Annotated in this window: 15 protein-coding genes; all 15 read left to right on the forward strand. The window is 33.7% G+C overall.

The window, feature by feature from the left end; all coding sequences use genetic code 11:
- Position 1 precedes the first annotated feature (1 nt).
- The 15 genes from RCG18_RS11220 (at position 2) to RCG18_RS11290 (ending at position 16,319) form a co-directional block, all read left to right on the forward strand.
- The gene (locus RCG18_RS11220; protein WP_308041374.1) at positions 2 to 841 is read left to right on the forward strand and encodes a DUF2877 domain-containing protein; all 840 of its coding nucleotides are present in this window, start codon (positions 2 to 4) and stop codon (positions 839 to 841) included.
- Between the two features lie 54 nt (positions 842 to 895).
- Positions 896 to 1,954 carry an MFS transporter gene (locus RCG18_RS11225; protein ID WP_308041375.1) on the forward strand — a complete coding sequence of 353 codons (1,059 nt, stop codon included), beginning with the start codon at positions 896 to 898 and terminating at the stop codon, positions 1,952 to 1,954.
- Positions 1,936 to 2,130: an MFS transporter gene (locus RCG18_RS11230; RefSeq protein WP_308041376.1), complete on the forward strand. Its 195-nt coding sequence runs from the start codon at positions 1,936 to 1,938 to the stop codon at positions 2,128 to 2,130. Before RCG18_RS11225 ends, RCG18_RS11230 begins: the two co-directional genes overlap by 19 nt.
- Before the next feature lie 25 nt (positions 2,131 to 2,155).
- Complete coding sequence (arcC, locus tag RCG18_RS11235; protein ID WP_308041377.1) at positions 2,156 to 3,097, forward strand: carbamate kinase; 942 nt, start codon at positions 2,156 to 2,158, stop codon at positions 3,095 to 3,097.
- A 32-nt stretch (positions 3,098 to 3,129) separates the two neighbouring features.
- Positions 3,130 to 4,494, forward strand: coding sequence for a hypothetical protein (locus RCG18_RS11240; protein ID WP_308041378.1), 1,365 nt, complete (start codon positions 3,130 to 3,132; stop codon positions 4,492 to 4,494).
- 33 nt (positions 4,495 to 4,527) lie between these two features.
- Positions 4,528 to 5,751, forward strand: coding sequence for an amidohydrolase family protein (locus RCG18_RS11245; protein WP_308041379.1), 1,224 nt, complete (start codon positions 4,528 to 4,530; stop codon positions 5,749 to 5,751).
- Between the two features lie 434 nt (positions 5,752 to 6,185).
- Positions 6,186 to 7,397, forward strand: a complete 1,212-nt coding sequence (locus tag RCG18_RS11250; RefSeq protein WP_308041380.1) for an amidohydrolase — start codon at positions 6,186 to 6,188, stop codon at positions 7,395 to 7,397.
- A 522-nt stretch (positions 7,398 to 7,919) separates the two neighbouring features.
- On the forward strand, positions 7,920 to 8,699 hold the full coding sequence (locus RCG18_RS11255) for a short-chain-enoyl-CoA hydratase (protein WP_308041381.1): 780 nt from the start codon (positions 7,920 to 7,922) through the stop codon (positions 8,697 to 8,699).
- 171 nt (positions 8,700 to 8,870) lie between these two features.
- Positions 8,871 to 9,716, forward strand: a complete 846-nt coding sequence (locus RCG18_RS11260) for a 3-hydroxybutyryl-CoA dehydrogenase (protein ID WP_308041382.1) — start codon at positions 8,871 to 8,873, stop codon at positions 9,714 to 9,716.
- Between the two features lie 118 nt (positions 9,717 to 9,834).
- Positions 9,835 to 11,013: an acetyl-CoA C-acetyltransferase gene (locus RCG18_RS11265; RefSeq protein ID WP_308041383.1), complete on the forward strand. Its 1,179-nt coding sequence runs from the start codon at positions 9,835 to 9,837 to the stop codon at positions 11,011 to 11,013.
- A 221-nt stretch (positions 11,014 to 11,234) separates the two neighbouring features.
- The gene (locus RCG18_RS11270) at positions 11,235 to 11,663 is read left to right on the forward strand and encodes a MaoC family dehydratase (RefSeq protein ID WP_308041384.1); all 429 of its coding nucleotides are present in this window, start codon (positions 11,235 to 11,237) and stop codon (positions 11,661 to 11,663) included.
- Between the two features lie 195 nt (positions 11,664 to 11,858).
- A complete protein-coding gene (locus RCG18_RS11275) occupies positions 11,859 to 12,998 on the forward strand; it encodes an acyl-CoA dehydrogenase (RefSeq protein ID WP_308041385.1) in 1,140 nt (379 codons plus the stop codon).
- A 24-nt stretch (positions 12,999 to 13,022) separates the two neighbouring features.
- On the forward strand, positions 13,023 to 13,802 hold the full coding sequence (locus tag RCG18_RS11280) for an electron transfer flavoprotein subunit beta/FixA family protein (RefSeq protein ID WP_308041386.1): 780 nt from the start codon (positions 13,023 to 13,025) through the stop codon (positions 13,800 to 13,802).
- Between the two features lie 12 nt (positions 13,803 to 13,814).
- Positions 13,815 to 14,816 (forward strand): electron transfer flavoprotein subunit alpha/FixB family protein, encoded by a 1,002-nt coding sequence (locus tag RCG18_RS11285; protein WP_308041387.1) that lies wholly within the window; start codon positions 13,815 to 13,817, stop codon positions 14,814 to 14,816.
- 114 nt (positions 14,817 to 14,930) lie between these two features.
- Positions 14,931 to 16,319 (forward strand): sigma 54-interacting transcriptional regulator, encoded by a 1,389-nt coding sequence (locus tag RCG18_RS11290; RefSeq protein ID WP_308041388.1) that lies wholly within the window; start codon positions 14,931 to 14,933, stop codon positions 16,317 to 16,319.
- The last annotated feature ends 42 nt before the right edge of the window (positions 16,320 to 16,361 follow it).

The raw sequence follows: 16,361 nt of genomic DNA on the forward strand, positions 1-16,361 counted from the left end.
AATGAAAAGAGATCAAAATAGAGAGGCACAGAGTAATTTGCTTCCTCTCTATTTGAAAAATCATAGTGTTGGTGAAGTGCACAGTAAATTTAATAGCGGTCTCAATGTACAATTTGATAATTCTTTAATTTATATAGGTTCTATAGGTAAACCTTTGTCAGCATTTGGACTAAATATTAAAGAAGAAAAGCTGAAGCAAATACTTAATTCTGTAAGCACTCATGATATTGTTGTAAACAAAGATAATAAGCTGTTTTTTTATAGTATTTATGAAATTATAAGCATTGATTATAAAGAAATAGAAAAAGTAAATTTAAAGCTTCCTCAAATAAGGTGCAAGCTTAGTGAGATACCTAATACCAAGCTATATAGCTATTTGAAAAAAATTGAATTTGGTACGCTTATAGGTATTGAATTAGAAGATAAAACTTGCAAATATGTAGATTTATTAATGAACTCTGACAAATGGGATTTAAATACAAACTTAGAGATAATGAATTTTTTTTCTGGCAGAGGTAAAGGGCTAACGCCTAGCGGAGATGACATTCTTATAGGCTTTACACTAGCACTTATGATGTTTGATAAAATCTACAATTGGTTAGAAGCTCTTGGATCAGTAATTACTATAAATACAACTACAATGATTAGTGTTTCATATCTTAAAGCTTTAATAGACGGATACACAAGTGAGTATTTTATAGAACTTATAAAATTAATAGACGAAGAAAACATAGACGTAATAGAAAAAATAATAAAAAGGATTCAATCCTTTGGGCATACTTCAGGAAATGATACTTTGTTTGGATTTTTTTTAGGATTAAAATCTTTGACAAAAGAATAGGGGTAATAGTATGGAAAATACAAAAAACCTACCTTAAGTGTCAGATATAAAGCAATGCCTGTATCAGAGAGATATTGGTGGAGAGTTGTAACACTATGCTTTCTCGGATGGATTTTAATGTATGCCGACAGAACAATTTTAAATCCTGTAATGGGTAAAATAGGTAAGGAATTTGGCTTAACTAATGCACAATTAGGATTAGCAAGCAGTGTATTTTTCTTAACATATGCTGTAGTACAAATACCTTTTGGTATGATAGGAGATAAAATTGGAAGAAAGTTAGTAATATCGCTAGGACTTATTGGATTTGGTATTACAACTTATTTTAGTGGTATAGCATCAGCATTTGGAGTATTCATGTTATTCAGAGCTTTAACAGGTATGGCCGAAGGTAGTTTCTATGGCCCATCATATGCTATAGCAACAGAGTCCATTCCAACTAAGAAATTGACACTTGGAACAGCAATCATCAATAGTGGTATGGCATTTGGTACCTCTGGTGGATTTTTAATATCTAGTAAACTAGTTCTTCAAAACGGAGAGCACTGGAGCAAACCATTCTTATTAATGACAATACCAACAATCATAGTAGGCATTTTATTCTATGTTCTATTAAAAGAAAAAGTAATAAGACCAGAAGACCAAGTACAAGGAAAAGCTGTACAAGCTAAGGAAACTGATGTAGTAAAAGAGAAGGTTACTCTTGGTTCAATCTTCTCTAATAAGAACTTAATGTGTACTTTTGTTTTATGTTTCTGTTCAATTTATGCAAACTTTGTAATTATTACTTGGTTACCTAACTTCCTTCAAGTAGAAAGAGGATTTTCAGGTACTAGTGTTGGATTTATTGCTTCCTTAGTTCCATGGGCATCAATCCCAGGTGCATTAATAGTTGCGACTCTATCAGATAAATATAAAATAACAAAGAAATTCGTATATTTCCTTGTGCCACTAGCATTGATTTCTACTTTTGGAATAGCATTTGTTACAAACAGAACATTATTAATAGTAATGCTAATAGTTTACGGATTAACAGGAAAATTAGCATTAGACCCAATATTAGTAGCGTTCGTTACTAAAAATGCAAAAAAGGTGTGTTATCAACAACACTAAGTGTATATAACTTCATAGGTATGTCAGGATCAATCCTTGCACCTTACATTACTGGTTCTATAGCAGATACAATGGGATCAATGAAGGTTGGTTTCTATCTAGCATCAGTACTATTATTGATTGGTATGATAGCATTTAGTTTTGCAAATGAAAAAGAAGTACAAGTAATTAAATAACATCTAAGAAATGAGGATTTATAAAATGGAAAATAAAAGAATTGTAGTCGCACTTGGAGGAAACGCAATTTTATCAGAGGATGCTTCAGAAAAAGCTCAGAAAATTGCCATTAGATCTACTTGTGAAAAACTTATGAAACTTATCACTAGCGGAAATCAGCTTATAATATCACATGGTAATGGACCACAGGTTGGGAATTTACTTTTACAACAACAGGTAGCAGACTCTATAAAAAATCCTGCTATGCCTCTTGATACTTGTGGTGCTATGACTCAAGGAAGCATAGGATACTGGATGCAAAATGAGATGGGTAAAATGCTCCATGAAAATGGTATAAATAGAACAGTAGTATCACTTGTAACTCAAGTATGTGTTGACGAAAAGGATGCTGCATTTTCAAATCCATCTAAGCCTATTGGTCCTTTTTTAACTAAGGAAGAAGCAGACCTTGCAAGTGAAAAGGATTCTTGCATATATAAAGAAGATTCAGGACGCGGATATAGAAAGGTAGTTCCATCTCCTAAACCTGTAGGAATTGTTGAATGCGACGCTGTTGTAAAACTAATTGAAAATGATATCATCACAATTTCATGCGGTGGCGGCGGAATTCCCGTTATATTAACTGAAAATGGATATAAGGGCGTTGAGGCTGTGATAGATAAGGACCTTGCATCTGAAAAACTTGCAGAGCTGGTTGAGGCAGATGAATTAATAATTCTCACAGGTGTAGATAATGTATATATTAACTTCAACAAGCCAAACCAAGAAAAACTTACAAAGGTAACTGTAAATGAACTTAAAAAGTATATTGCTGAGGGACAATTTGCAAAGGGAAGTATGCTTCCAAAAATAGAAGCGGCTATTGCATTTGTTGAAGCATCAAAGTCAGGCGTTGCAATAATTACATCCCTTGAAAAATTAGGCGAAATTAATGAGGGTGCTGGAACTGTTATATCTAAAAATTAGTAACTTTATATTAAATTATAAGGAGGAAAATTATGATTAAGAAAAAAAATATATGGACAAGTCTTTTAGTATTTACATTTACATTTTTATTATGCAGTGCACAAGTATTTGCAGCAGATGAAACAATGGCTGTTAAAGCACCACAAGGGTTTAAGGCAGTAATAGCTATAATTCCTCTAATTGTTATATTAGTCCTTTTATTTAAAAGAGTTAATATGTTAGTTGCAGGCTTTATTGGTGGAGTAATGGCGATGATAATAGGAGGAATTACATTAGCACAAGCTAATGATTTCTTTCTAAAGGCTATACCATCTATGCTTTCAAATACTGCACCAATTGTAAACTCAGCTATAGCTATGGCGGTTTTTCAATCTGGTGGATATACTGCAGCACTTACTCTTGTAAAACGTGGAATTAAAGGAAGAGTAGAATACTTAGCAGCATTTATAGTGATACTACAGGCAGCAGCAACTTATATGTCTGGTATAGGTGGAGGAAGTGCAATGGTTATAGCACCACTTGCATTTGCAGCAGTAGGAGCAATTCCAGAACTTATAGCTGCAATGTCTATAGCAGCAGCGGTATCATTTACAACTTCCCCAGCATCTCTTGAGTCTAGTATAGTTTCAAAGCTTGGAAATATACAAGTGGCACAATATGTAGATACAATGAGAGTTTACTGGTTAGTATTTGTAGCAATAGCAATAGTTATAGGCTTCTACGGAGCTAAAAAGAGAAAAGTTTTATTCCAAGGTGAAGAGAGTGAAGAATATAAAAATAAAACAAATGGGCAATTATTTAAAAATACAATACCAGCAATAGTTTTATTATTTTCAGTAATTTTTGGACCACTTGTAAATAAGGCATTAGGTTTCCCACTACTTTCACCATTGACATATACTATAATCACTCTTGTATTAATATTTGTATGCACTGAATTTAGTTTAAATAAATCTGTTGATGCCATGATTGATGGTTCCACATATATACTTGTAAGATTATTTCAAGTTGGTATATTCTTAACTTTTATCAATATGATAGGAAAAACTGGAGCTTTTGCCGCTATAGTTAGTGTAACAAAAGCAGCACCTGCAGCTTTTGTTGTTCCAGCTGCAGTATTTGCTGGATTCTTAGTTGGAGTACCAGCAGGAGCATACGTAGCATCTATATTAGCATTAGTTCTTCCTGTAATAGCATCACTAGGTTTCTCACCAGTTGCACTAGGATTTGTAGCTATGGGTGTTGGTTTAGGAAGTCAGTTAAGTTTCGTAAATATTACAATGCAAGCTCTTTCATCAGGATTCCAACTTCCTATTATTGACGTAGTTAAAGGTAATGGAAAATGGGTTGGAGGATCTGTACTATTACTACTAATAATATCATTTTTAGTTCATTAAAATGTAAATTAAAAATAGAAAGGGGTATGTTAAATGGACATTATTTTAAGAAAAGTTAGAATTAAAGATGGAGAAGACTTAAAGGATGTTGCTATAAAGGATGGAAAAATAACTGCTATTGAAAACAGTATTGAGGGAAGCGCTGCAAGAGAAATAGATGCAGAAGGCAGAGTTTTAATTCCTGGACTTATAGAAAGTCACATTCACTTAGATAAGGCATTAATTGCAGATAGACTTCCAAATAAATCTGGTACCTTGGCAGAAGCTATTGAGGTTACTGGAAAGCTTAAACCAACCTTTACAAAGGAAGATGTTGAGGAAAGAGCAAGAAAAGCCCTTATGATGCTTGTAAAAAATGGTACTACTCATATTAGAACTCATTCAGAATTTGATCCATCACAAGGATTTACTGGATTTGAAACAGTTATGAAACTTAAAGAAGAATTTAAGAATTTAATAGATATGCAGGTAGTCGCTTTTCCTCAAGAAGGAATACTCAAGGCACCAGGTACAGAAGAAATGATGTACAAGGCAATGGACATGGGTGCAGATGTTGTAGGAGGAATTCCATATAACGATTCACCAGCAAAAGAACACATAGATTTAGTTTTTGAAATAGCTAAAAAGTACGATAAGCCTATAGATTTTCACCAGGATTTTAAGGATGATGCAGATGGAATTACCATACAGTATGTCTGCGAAAAGACTATAAAGGAAGGCTTTGAAGGAAGAGTATCAGTAGGACACCTTACAAGCTTAGGCGCATTGCCAAAGGAAAAACTAAATCCAATCATTGAGCTTATGGCTAAAGCTAAAATAAGCGTTATGAGTTTGCCAGCTACAGATTTACATCTTGGTGGAAGAAAAGACGAATATAATGTAAGACGTGCAGTTACTCCAGTAAGAGCTTTACGTGATGGCGGAGTTAATATGTGTTTAGCAACCAACAATATTAGAAATGCCTTTACTCCTTATGGAAATGGTGATTTATTACAGATAGCAATGCTTGCAATACCAGTATCACACTTAGGAGGGGCAGATGATTTGCCAACTGTTTTACCAATGATAACAACCAATCCTGCAAAAGCTTTAGGATTAAAGGATTATGGTATTGAAGTAGGCAAAAAAGCAGACTTAGTTCTATTGGATACAAAGATAGTTAACAACGCTATAATTGATATTCCAGACAGATTATATGTAATTAAAAATGGCAAGATAACTGTAGAAACAGAAAAGAAGATAAAATTAAATTTTTAATAAATGAAATATATTTTTAATAAAGTTATGTAGCCCCAAAAAATAGTTCTGACAATGAAAAAAAGTTCTGACAAAAAACGGGATAGATATAAGAAAATAATCCACATTTATGGAATAAATTGAGCCAGAGATGTGGATTTTTTAATGAGATTTATTCATTACCTTTTTCCATTCAAGCCATAAAAGATTGATAGAAGGATTGTAAAATAGATTGGCTTAAAGCTTGACGACAAACTGCTGGAAAGATTGAGACTTAGGATTATTAAAGCAGTCTTGAACTACTGCTAGAATTATACTATAATCAGGCTAAATAAATTTTAGCTGCTCAAAAGCATTATTAGGAAGGAATATTGTAACTAGTTAGGGGAAAAAGGCGAACAGATACTACAAGTAGGATTTTTTGCTCGTTTGAAAGATATGGAGGTAGAATATTAATGAGTTGGATTAAGAATGTATTATTAGAAATAGGCAGAGAAGAAATTGCAAAAAACACCATTATAACAAAAACAAAGAAAGTGTGTTTGTTTGTTCAAGATGGGATTATAAAAGAAATTGCAGATGATGTTCCAGCTTCTGAAGAAGATGTTGTAGATGCGAAAGGATATTTAGCTTTACCTTCTTTGATAGATAATCATATTCATTTGGATAAAGGTCATTACGGCGGAAAATGGCATGCAGTTGTTCCTATGAATAGTGTAGCGGAAAGAATTGTGGAAGAACATGGATTTCTACATGACTTTTTAGCAGATACGCCAAAAAAGGCACAGGCATTAATTGATTTAATTTCAGCCAACGGGGCAACTTTTTTACGTGTGCAAACCAATGTGGACCCTGTTATTGGATTAGATAATGTAGCTGTTATCAAGGAAGTTCTCGAAAAAAATAAACATAAAATAGACTACGAAATCGCAGTTTTTCCACAGCATGGTACAGTGCTTACTGAAGAACAAGGTTTATTAAGCAAGGCATTAGAGGATGATGCTGTTACTGTTTTGGGAGGTTTAGATCCAGCTACTATTGACGGTGATATTGAAAAATCTTTAAAAATCACCTTTGATTTAGCAGTTAAATATAAGAAAGAGATTGATATACATTTACATGACGGAGGAAGCTTAGGAATTTATGAAATAAACCGCATAATTGATTATACCCTAGCTTCAAAGTTACAGGGCAAAGTTCAAATAAGTCATGCATTGGCACTAGGAGATATTTCGGGTGTGGAATTAGAAAATATTGCAAAACGCTTAAAAGAGGCGGACATAGCCATTAATACAACAGTTCCAATTGATATAAAAGCGTTATCTATTCCAGTACTAAGAGATCATGGTATAAGAGTAAATGTTATTAATGACAATATCAATGATCACTGGAGTCCATTTGGTACAGGAGATTTAATTGAACGTGCTAGTCGTGCTGCAGAAGTGTTTTCTATGGTTGATGAAGTTTCATTATCAAATGCTTTAGGTCTTGTAACAAAAGGTGTCACTCCTCTTGATTGTGAAGGTAATCAAGTATGGCCAAAGGTTGGTGACAAAGCAAATATTTTATTTGTAAAGGCAGAATCCTCTGCTCACTTAATAGGAAGGGTTTGCAGGGAAAGAGTGGTTTTATTTAAAGGCACCTTTGTTTCTGGAGAATTTAAATAATAACAACAAAAAAGAAATATAAACTGAAAAGGCTGTGGAAGCTATTATTCCACAGCCTTTGCTTCTTCTTTTTACAAAAAGTGCCATAAAATTAGGTGAACTTATTCAGGAATTTAATTTGAGATAAAATGTATTAAATAATAAAAAATTTGGGAAAATAAGCAGTAAAAAACTCTATATTTAGCTCAATTAGCTAAATATAGAGCTTTTTTATACTCTTTTATTCTAAACATTATTAGGAATAAGTAATGGTTAATGAATTCTACTCTGTGGATAACAGAAAATTTCCTTCTGAATATAAGATGTAAAACTTATTGACATGTATAGTTTATAGACAACTCGCAGATATTTAATTATTGCGGGAAATGCTAGTATTAATAAAAAATGTGTATAAATAATATACATAAAGTCAAATAAATTAGCTTATAAGAAATACAGTAAGATCATGTATTTTAAAGGGATTAACACAGATAAATAATATGGCATGGTTTTTGCTAAATACATTAATGAGGGGGGATTACTTTGAAATATGAAAACGTTGTTCTAGATAAACAAAATCATATTGCTACATTAAGTTTTAACAGGCCATCGGTATTGAATGCATTAAATAGTGATGTTTTAAAAGAATTTAATCAAGTATTAGATGAAATAAAAAATGATGAAGAAATCTATGTTCTAATAATAACTGGATACGGTAAAGCTTTTATTGCTGGGGCGGATATATCAGAAATGAAGGATAAAACTCCGGAGCAGGCTAGAAAATTTGCGGAATTAGGGTTAGGAGTATTTAGAAAAATGGAACTTATGGAAAAGCCAATTATAGCAGCTATAAATGGTTTTGCATTAGGTGGTGGATGTGAATTAGCTATGAGCTGTGATATAAGAATAGCTTCACAGAAAGCAAAGTTTGGACAACCAGAAGTTGGATTAGGAATCATCCCAGGTTTTGCAGGAACTCAAAGACTATCACGTTTAGTTGGAGTGGCTAAGGCAAAGGAACTAATTTTCACTGGCGATATAATTGATGCAGTTGAAGCAGAAAAATTAGGATTAGTAAATAAAATTGTACCTCATGATGAATTAATGGTTGAAGCTTTAACTTTAGCTGAAAAGATTGTTTCTAAAGCACAGGCAGCAGTAAGATATTCAAAGACTGCTATAAATAGAGGTGCGGAAAGTGATATAGAAACAGGAATGCTAATAGAAAAAGATTTATTTGGGTTATGTTTCTCAACTAAGGATCAAAAAGAGGGTATGGAAGCATTTTTAGAAAAAAGAAAAGCAAATTTTATAAATAAGTAAACTTAAGCAGGTATCCAAAATCTTAAGCAGACATCCAAAATCTATGATTTTGTGATGATTGCTTATGTAGAGTGCTGATTTGAAGTGAATCGCTTACTCAGCGAGTACTCATCCGACAGTAGGAGGAGGAGTTTCATATAAAAATATGGTGTGTTTTTAGGAGGAATTGGAATGAAAATATTCGTTTTAGGAGCAGGAACAATGGGCTCAGGAATTGTGCAGGCTTTTGCACAATCCGGATATGAAGTAGTAATGAGAGATATTGAAGAAAGTTTTGTTCAAAGAGGATTTGGCATAATTTCTAAAAATCTTGAAAAAAGCGTTCAAAAAGGAAAAATTACTGAAGAAGAAAAGAAAGATATAGTTAGCAGAATAACGCCTACAACAGACATGAGTTTAGCTAAAGATGCAGATTTGGTTGTGGAAGCAGCAGTTGAAAATATGTCAATTAAGAAAAAGATATTTGCAGAGTTAGATGGATTATGTAAGCCAGAAGCTATACTTGCTACAAATACATCATCATTATCTATAACTGACGTAGCAAGCGCAACTAAGAGACCAGATAAGGTTATAGGTATGCATTTCTTTAATCCTGTTCCAGTTATGAAACTAGTAGAAGTTATAAAAGGAATTGCAACTTCAGAAGAAACTAAAAATATTGTGGTTGAGATCTCTAAGAAACTTGGAAAAGATCCAGTAGAAGTTGAAGAGGCGCCAGGATTTGTTGTTAACAGAATACTTATACCTATGATAAATGAAGCGGTAGGGATTTTAGCAGATAATGTTGCAAGCGCTGAAGATATTGATTTAGCTATGAAGCTAGGGGCTAACCATCCAATGGGACCATTAGCATTGGCTGATTTAATAGGAATTGATGTATGCTTGGCTATTATGGAAGTACTACATACAGAATTTGGAGATTCAAAATATAGACCACATCCATTACTAAGGAAGATGTCAAGAGCTGGATATTTAGGAAAAAAGTCAGGAAAAGGATTCTTCGATTATAACAAATAAATAATAAAGTTTTATAAGAACATAAGCAGACATCCAAAATCTGTAATTTTGAGATGGTCGCTTACTCATTCGGCGAAGGAGAAGGAGTTTCATATAAAAATTAATTGGAGGGTAAAATATGAGAGAAGTAGTTATAGCAAGTGCTGTTAGAACAGCTGTAGGATCTTTCGGTGGAAGCTTAAAGGATGTTCCTGCCGTTGATTTAGGAGCTATTGTAATTAAAGAAGCATTAAATAGAGCTGGTGTAAAACCTGAGTTAGTAGACGAAGTAATTATGGGCAATGTTCTTCAAGCAGGAATTGGCCAAAATCCAGCAAGACAATCAGCTGTTAAAGCTGGAGTTCCAGTTGAGGTATCATCCTTTACTTTAAATAAAGTTTGTGGATCTGGATTAAGGGCAGTTAGTTTAGCATTTCAGATGATTTTATCTGGATATAACGATATTGTAGTTGCTGGCGGAATGGAAAACATGTCAAGAGCTCCTTATCTTTTAAACAATGCAAGATGGGGTCAAAGAATGAATGATGGAAAGCTAGTAGATGAAATGGTATTTGACGGCCTTACAGATGCTTTCAATGGATATCATATGGGAATTACAGCGGAAAACATAGCAGAACAATGGGGAATAACTAGAGAAATGCAGGATGAATTTGCCCTTAAATCCCAGTTAAAAGCAGAAAATGCTATTAAGGAAGGAAAATTTAAGGATGAGATAGTACCAGTTGCAATACCTCAAAGAAAAGGAGAGCCAAAGATATTTGATACTGATGAATTTCCGAGGTTTGGAGCTACTATTGAAGGATTAGCAAAATTGAAACCAGCATTTAAGAAAGATGGAACAGTAACTGCCGGAAATGCTTCAGGAATAAATGACGGAGCTGCAGCTTTAGTTATAATGAGTGGAGAAAAAGCTGAGGAATTGGGAATAAAACCATTAGCTAAAATTGTGTCCTTTGGTTCTAAGGGATTAGATCCTTCAATTATGGGATATGGTCCAGTTCCATCAACTAGAGAAGCTTTAGAAAGGGCAAACTTAACTGTAAAAGACTTAGATTTAATAGAAGCAAATGAGGCTTTTGCGGCACAAAGTTTATCTGTAGCTAAAGATTTAGAATTTAACATGGATATCGTGAACGTAAATGGTGGAGCTATAGCTCTTGGACATCCAGTTGGAGCTTCAGGTGCTAGAATTCTAGTTACACTAATTCATGAGATGATTAAAAGAGATGCTAAAAAAGGTCTTGCAACCTTATGTATAGGTGGGGGACAAGGAACAGCAGCTATTATAGAAAGATAGTTAATAACTATTATAAAGTTAGAATGTAAAGAGCGTCTAAGGCTGTGGACCATTTTGGCTGTGGACCTTAAGCTCTTAACAGAATATATATCATAGTAGAAGTTGGACAAGTATATGATTTGACTAACTGTTATTCTAAAATATACAGCCATCTTGAATAATTAAACAAAGGTATACGTTATCTTTCTTCTACTATGTATTAAAACTTAGGAGGTAAAATCATGCAAGGTTTAACAATTGATCAAATAAAAGTTGGAGATAAGGTTTCTGTTGAAAAGACTATATCCGAAACAGATGTATATTTATTTGCGGGAATTACTGGAGACTTAAATCCAGCACACGTAAATCAAGCTGCATCAGAAAAAACAATGTTTAAGAGCAGAATTGCACATGGAATATTAGTTTCTGGTTTTATTTCAGCTTGTCTTGGTATGCACCTTCCTGGACCAGGAACAATTTATATGGGACAACAACTTAAGTTTACTGCACCAGTTTATATTGGAGATACAATTAAAGCAGAAGTAGAAGTTATAGAAATGAATATAGAGAAAAATAGAGTTAAACTAAGAACTGTTTGTACTAATCAAAATGGAAAAGTTGTTGTAGATGGAGAAGCATTAGTTATGCCTCCTAAAAAAGTTTCTGAATAGCTATTCTTAAATAAAATTTAAATAGATTAGTTAATTATATTTTACCTATATAAGATTGAACCCTTCCAAATAGACATCGCTAAAGTCAATCTGATATAGGTAAAATATAAAATAAAGCAAAATTAATATATAAAAATCGTTTGATTATTAACAAACAATTAAATATCTATCTAAAAATCAAGAGGAGGACCAATTATGGATTTTACATTGTCAAAGGAACAACAATTAGTGCAACAAATGGTAAGAGAGTTTGCTGAGAATGAAGTTAAGCCGTTAGCAGCAGAAATTGATGAAACTGAAAGGTTCCCTATGGAAACAGTGAAAAAGATGGCTAAATACGGAATGATGGGTATACCATTTTCTAGAGAATATGGCGGAGCCGGTGGAGACACTCTTTCATATATATTAGCAGTTGAAGAGTTATCAAAGATTTGTGGTACTACTGGAGTTATTCTTTCAGCTCACACTTCACTATGTGCTTCAGTAATTGATAAATATGGTACTGAAGAGCATAAGCAAAAATACTTAATACCTCTTGCAAAGGGTGAAAAGTTAGGAGCCTTTGGTTTAACGGAGCCAAACGCAGGAACAGATGCTTCAGGGCAGCAAACTACAGCAGTACTTGATGGAGATAACTATATAATCAATGGCCAAAAAATATTCATAACAAACGGTGGAGCAGCTGATATTTTCATAGTATTTGCTATGACAGACAGAAGTAAGGGCACAAAGGGAATTTCAGCATTTATAGTTGAGAAAGGGTTTAAAGGTTTCTCAATAGGTAAATTAGAAGAAAAGATGGGAATTAGAGCATCTTCAACTACTGAGCTTATATTTGAAGACTGTATAGTACCAAAGGAAAACTTATTAAGCAAGGAAGGAAAAGGCTTTGGTGTTGCTATGGGCACTCTTGATGGAGGAAGAATTGGTATAGCAGCTCAAGCGTTAGGAATAGCAGAAGGTGCCTTCAATGAAGCGGTAGCTTATATGAAAGAAAGAAAACAGTTCGGCAGATCCTTAGATAAATTCCAAGGACTATCTTGGATAGTGGCTGAATTGGATACAAAGATCGAAGCAGCAAAACACTTAGTATACAAAGCAGCATGTAAGAAAGATGCTGGACTTCCGTATTCTGTAGATGCAGCAAGAGCTAAATTATTTGCAGCAGATATTGCTATGGAAGTAACAACTAAGGCTGTCCAGTTATTTGGTGGATATGGATATACAAAAGAATATCCAGTTGAAAGAATGATGAGAGATGCTAAGATAACTGAAATCTACGAAGGAACTTCACAGGTTCAGAAAATGGTTATCTCAGGAAGCATATTTAGATAAGAATAGACAAGGAGGACAACATTAATGAATATAGTAGTTTGTTTAAAACAAGTTCCAGATACAACAGAAGTTAAAATAGATCCAAAGACAGGAACCCTTATAAGAGAAGGAGTTCCATCAATAATAAACCCAGATGATAAAAATGCTTTAGAAGAAGCACTTGTATTAAAAGAAAAGGTAGGAGCCAAAGTTACTATAATAAGTATGGGGCCACCACAGGCAGAAGCAGCTTTAAGAGAAGCAATAGCTATGGGAGCAGATGAAGCGATACTTATATCAGACAGAGCCTTTGCAGGAGCAGATACATTGGCAACATCAAATGCACTAGCAGGAGCACTAAAAAAACTAGACTATGACATAGTATTTGCAGGAAGACAGGCTATAGATGGAGATACAGCACAGGTTGGTCCAGAAATAGCTGAGCATTTAAACATCCCGCAAATCACTTATGTAGAAAAAGTAGAGGTTGAGGGAGATTCCTTAAAAGTACAAAGAGCATGGGAAGATGGGTACGAAGTAATAAAGGTTAAAACTCCAGTGCTTTTAACAGCTATAAAAGAATTAAATGAACCAAGATATATGCATATGGCAAATATATTTGATGCATACAAGAAAGAAATAAAAGTATGGAGTGCAGCTGATATAGATGTAGACAGATCTCTTCTTGGATTAGCTGGATCACCAACAAAGGTTAAGAAGTCAATGACTAAGGAAGCAAAGGGACAAGGTGAATTAGTGAACCTACCAGCAAAAGAAGCAGCAGCATATGCAGTTTCAAAATTAAAAGAAAAACACTATATCTAGGAGGTAGTTACAATGAATATAGCAGATTATAAAGGCGTATGGGTATTTGCTGAGCAAAGAGAAGGAAAGCTTCAAAAGGTATCCTTAGAGTTATTAGGAAAAGGTAGAGAATTAGCAAATAAGTTAGGAGTTGAACTAACAGCTCTTTTACTTGGAAGTGATATAGATGATATAGCAAAAGAGTTAGTAGCATATGGAGCAGACAAGGTAATATATGCAGACAGCCCGCTTTTAAAGCACTTTACTACAGATGGATACACAAAAATTATATGTGATTTAGCAAAGGATATAAAACCAGAAGCAATATTAGTTGGTGCTACCTTCATGGGAAGAGATTTAGCTCCAAGAGTGGCAGCAAGACTTGCTACAGGACTAACAGCAGACTGTACATCTCTTGATATAGATCCAGAAAACAAAAACTTACTTATGACAAGACCTGCCTTTGGTGGAAACCTAATGGCTACAATAGTTTGTGGAGACCACAGACCACAGATGTCTACAGTAAGACCTGGGGTATTTGAAAAGTTAGCTAAGGATACATCAAGAACTGGAGAAATCCAAAAGGTAGCTGCAGGATTAACTGAAGCAGACATAAGAACTGAAATGTTAGAAGTAGTTAAAGCTTGTAAGGATTGCATGGATATTGGAGAAGCTAAGATAATAGTTGCTGGTGGAAGAGGAATAGGAAATAAAGAAGGCTTTGAAGTACTAAAAGACCTTGCTGATGCTTTAGGTGGAATAGTAGCTGGATCAAGAGCGGCTATAGACAACGGATGGTTAGATAAAGCATATCAAGTTGGACAAACAGGTAAGACAGTTAGACCAAATCTTTATATAGCTTGTGGTATATCAGGAGCAATACAGCATTTAGCTGGAATGCAGGATAGTGATTACATTATAGCTATAAATAAAGATGCAGATGCTTCTATAATGAAGGTAGCTGATCTTGCATTAGTTGGAGATTATAAGAAGGTTATTCCTGAACTTGTAGCTCAAATTAAAGAAATGAATTAATTAAAAAAGTTATAAAATCTCTTTGTAGAATAAATGCAGAGAGATTTTTGCTATTTTAGCTTTCTTTAGATATTGCAAAAAATATAGTATAATTATGTAAAAGAGGTGGTAACTATGGAATGTAAAGGTAGATATGTTAAAAACATATCTATAGTAGAAAATTTATTAAACAATGAATGCTCTGAGAATCATTTTCAGGGATTGTTAGCTATAGATATAAGAGGAGAGGTGTTCTTTTGCAACTCATTCTTTTTAAATATATTTGGACTTTCAGAAGAGCAAATTATTGGCAAGAAGATCAATGATGTAATTCCAAACTGCAGACTTTACGATACTATAGTTCAAGACTCCTCTCAATGGGGGGAGATATTAAGGTTAAATAATAAAGAGTTTGTTATAGGCAGATATCCTTTAAAGGAACATGGTAAAACCATTGGAGCAGTTTTGAAAACTCTATTTCCTAATATGATTATAGCAAAAGAAGTTAGTAAAAAAATAGCTGGTATAAATTACTGTAACAGTAATAGTACTCAATTGCATACTTGTATGGATATAATCGGAGAGTCAAGCGAAATGCTATTTACTAAAAAACTTGCAAGGAGAGCTGCAAGGTCTACTTCAAATCTTTTGATTACAGGGGAAAGCGGTACTGGTAAGAGTCTAATTGCAGAGGCTATACACAGTAGATCTATAAGAAGAGATGCGCCATTTGTAAAAATAAACTGTGCAGCTATTCCGGATGCTTTATTAGAATCAGAGCTTTTTGGTTATGAGGAAGGAGCTTTTACTGGAGCAAGAAGGTCAGGCAAAGCGGGTAAATTTGAATTAGCTAGAGGTGGAACTATATTCTTAGATGAAATTGGTGATATGCCGTTGTATATGCAGGCAAAGTTACTACAGGCAATTCAAGATAAACAAATCGAAAGAATAGGCGGAACAAAGATCATTTCTGTAGATATTAGAATTATTTCCGCCACTAATAAAAGTCTAGAGAACTTAGTTAAGGAAAATAAATTTAGAGAAGATTTATATTATAGACTTAAAGTATTAGAAATAAGAATGCCAGCTCTAAGAGAAATAAAAGGGGATATACCTCTATATGTTAAGGCCCTCTTAGCGAAAATAAATAAAAAACTGAGTTCAGATGCAATAGGAATAACAAATAAGTCTATGGAACTATTAAAAAGTTATAATTGGCCGGGAAACGTAAGAGAATTGGAAAATTTTTTAGAACTAGCGATTAACTATAGTGATGAGGAGATTATAGATGTAACGAAGTTACCTGAAAAACCATGGGATAAAGAGGATAGTATGGTAGATAAGAAAAATGCAAATAAGATTTCGCTAAAAGACTATAATGAAATTATTGATAAAACAGAAACTGAGATTATAATTGAAGCTATAGAAAAATGTAATGGAAATAAATCAAAGACTGCTAAGATGCTGAACATGCATAGATCTGTACTATATAAAAAACTAAAAAGATTGAATATAAATTTGTAGCTATTGTCCCTAATGTCCCCAAAGTGTACATTGTTATGTACA

The organism is Clostridium sp. OS1-26 (genome assembly GCF_030915445.1).
In the GTDB taxonomy this organism is placed as follows: domain Bacteria; phylum Bacillota; class Clostridia; order Clostridiales; family Clostridiaceae; genus Clostridium_AM.

Coding starts and splice junctions, on each gene's coding strand:
- RCG18_RS11220 (WP_308041374.1), top strand. CDS start 2: ATGAAAAGAGATCAAAATAGAGAGGCACAGAGTAATTTGCTTCCTCTC.
- RCG18_RS11225 (WP_308041375.1), top strand. CDS start 896: ATGCCTGTATCAGAGAGATATTGGTGGAGAGTTGTAACACTATGCTTT.
- arcC (WP_308041377.1), top strand. CDS start 2,156: ATGGAAAATAAAAGAATTGTAGTCGCACTTGGAGGAAACGCAATTTTA.
- RCG18_RS11240 (WP_308041378.1), top strand. CDS start 3,130: ATGATTAAGAAAAAAAATATATGGACAAGTCTTTTAGTATTTACATTT.
- RCG18_RS11245 (WP_308041379.1), top strand. CDS start 4,528: ATGGACATTATTTTAAGAAAAGTTAGAATTAAAGATGGAGAAGACTTA.
- RCG18_RS11250 (WP_308041380.1), top strand. CDS start 6,186: ATGAGTTGGATTAAGAATGTATTATTAGAAATAGGCAGAGAAGAAATT.
- RCG18_RS11260 (WP_308041382.1), top strand. CDS start 8,871: ATGAAAATATTCGTTTTAGGAGCAGGAACAATGGGCTCAGGAATTGTG.
- RCG18_RS11265 (WP_308041383.1), top strand. CDS start 9,835: ATGAGAGAAGTAGTTATAGCAAGTGCTGTTAGAACAGCTGTAGGATCT.
- RCG18_RS11270 (WP_308041384.1), top strand. CDS start 11,235: ATGCAAGGTTTAACAATTGATCAAATAAAAGTTGGAGATAAGGTTTCT.
- RCG18_RS11275 (WP_308041385.1), top strand. CDS start 11,859: ATGGATTTTACATTGTCAAAGGAACAACAATTAGTGCAACAAATGGTA.
- RCG18_RS11280 (WP_308041386.1), top strand. CDS start 13,023: ATGAATATAGTAGTTTGTTTAAAACAAGTTCCAGATACAACAGAAGTT.
- RCG18_RS11285 (WP_308041387.1), top strand. CDS start 13,815: ATGAATATAGCAGATTATAAAGGCGTATGGGTATTTGCTGAGCAAAGA.
- RCG18_RS11290 (WP_308041388.1), top strand. CDS start 14,931: ATGGAATGTAAAGGTAGATATGTTAAAAACATATCTATAGTAGAAAAT.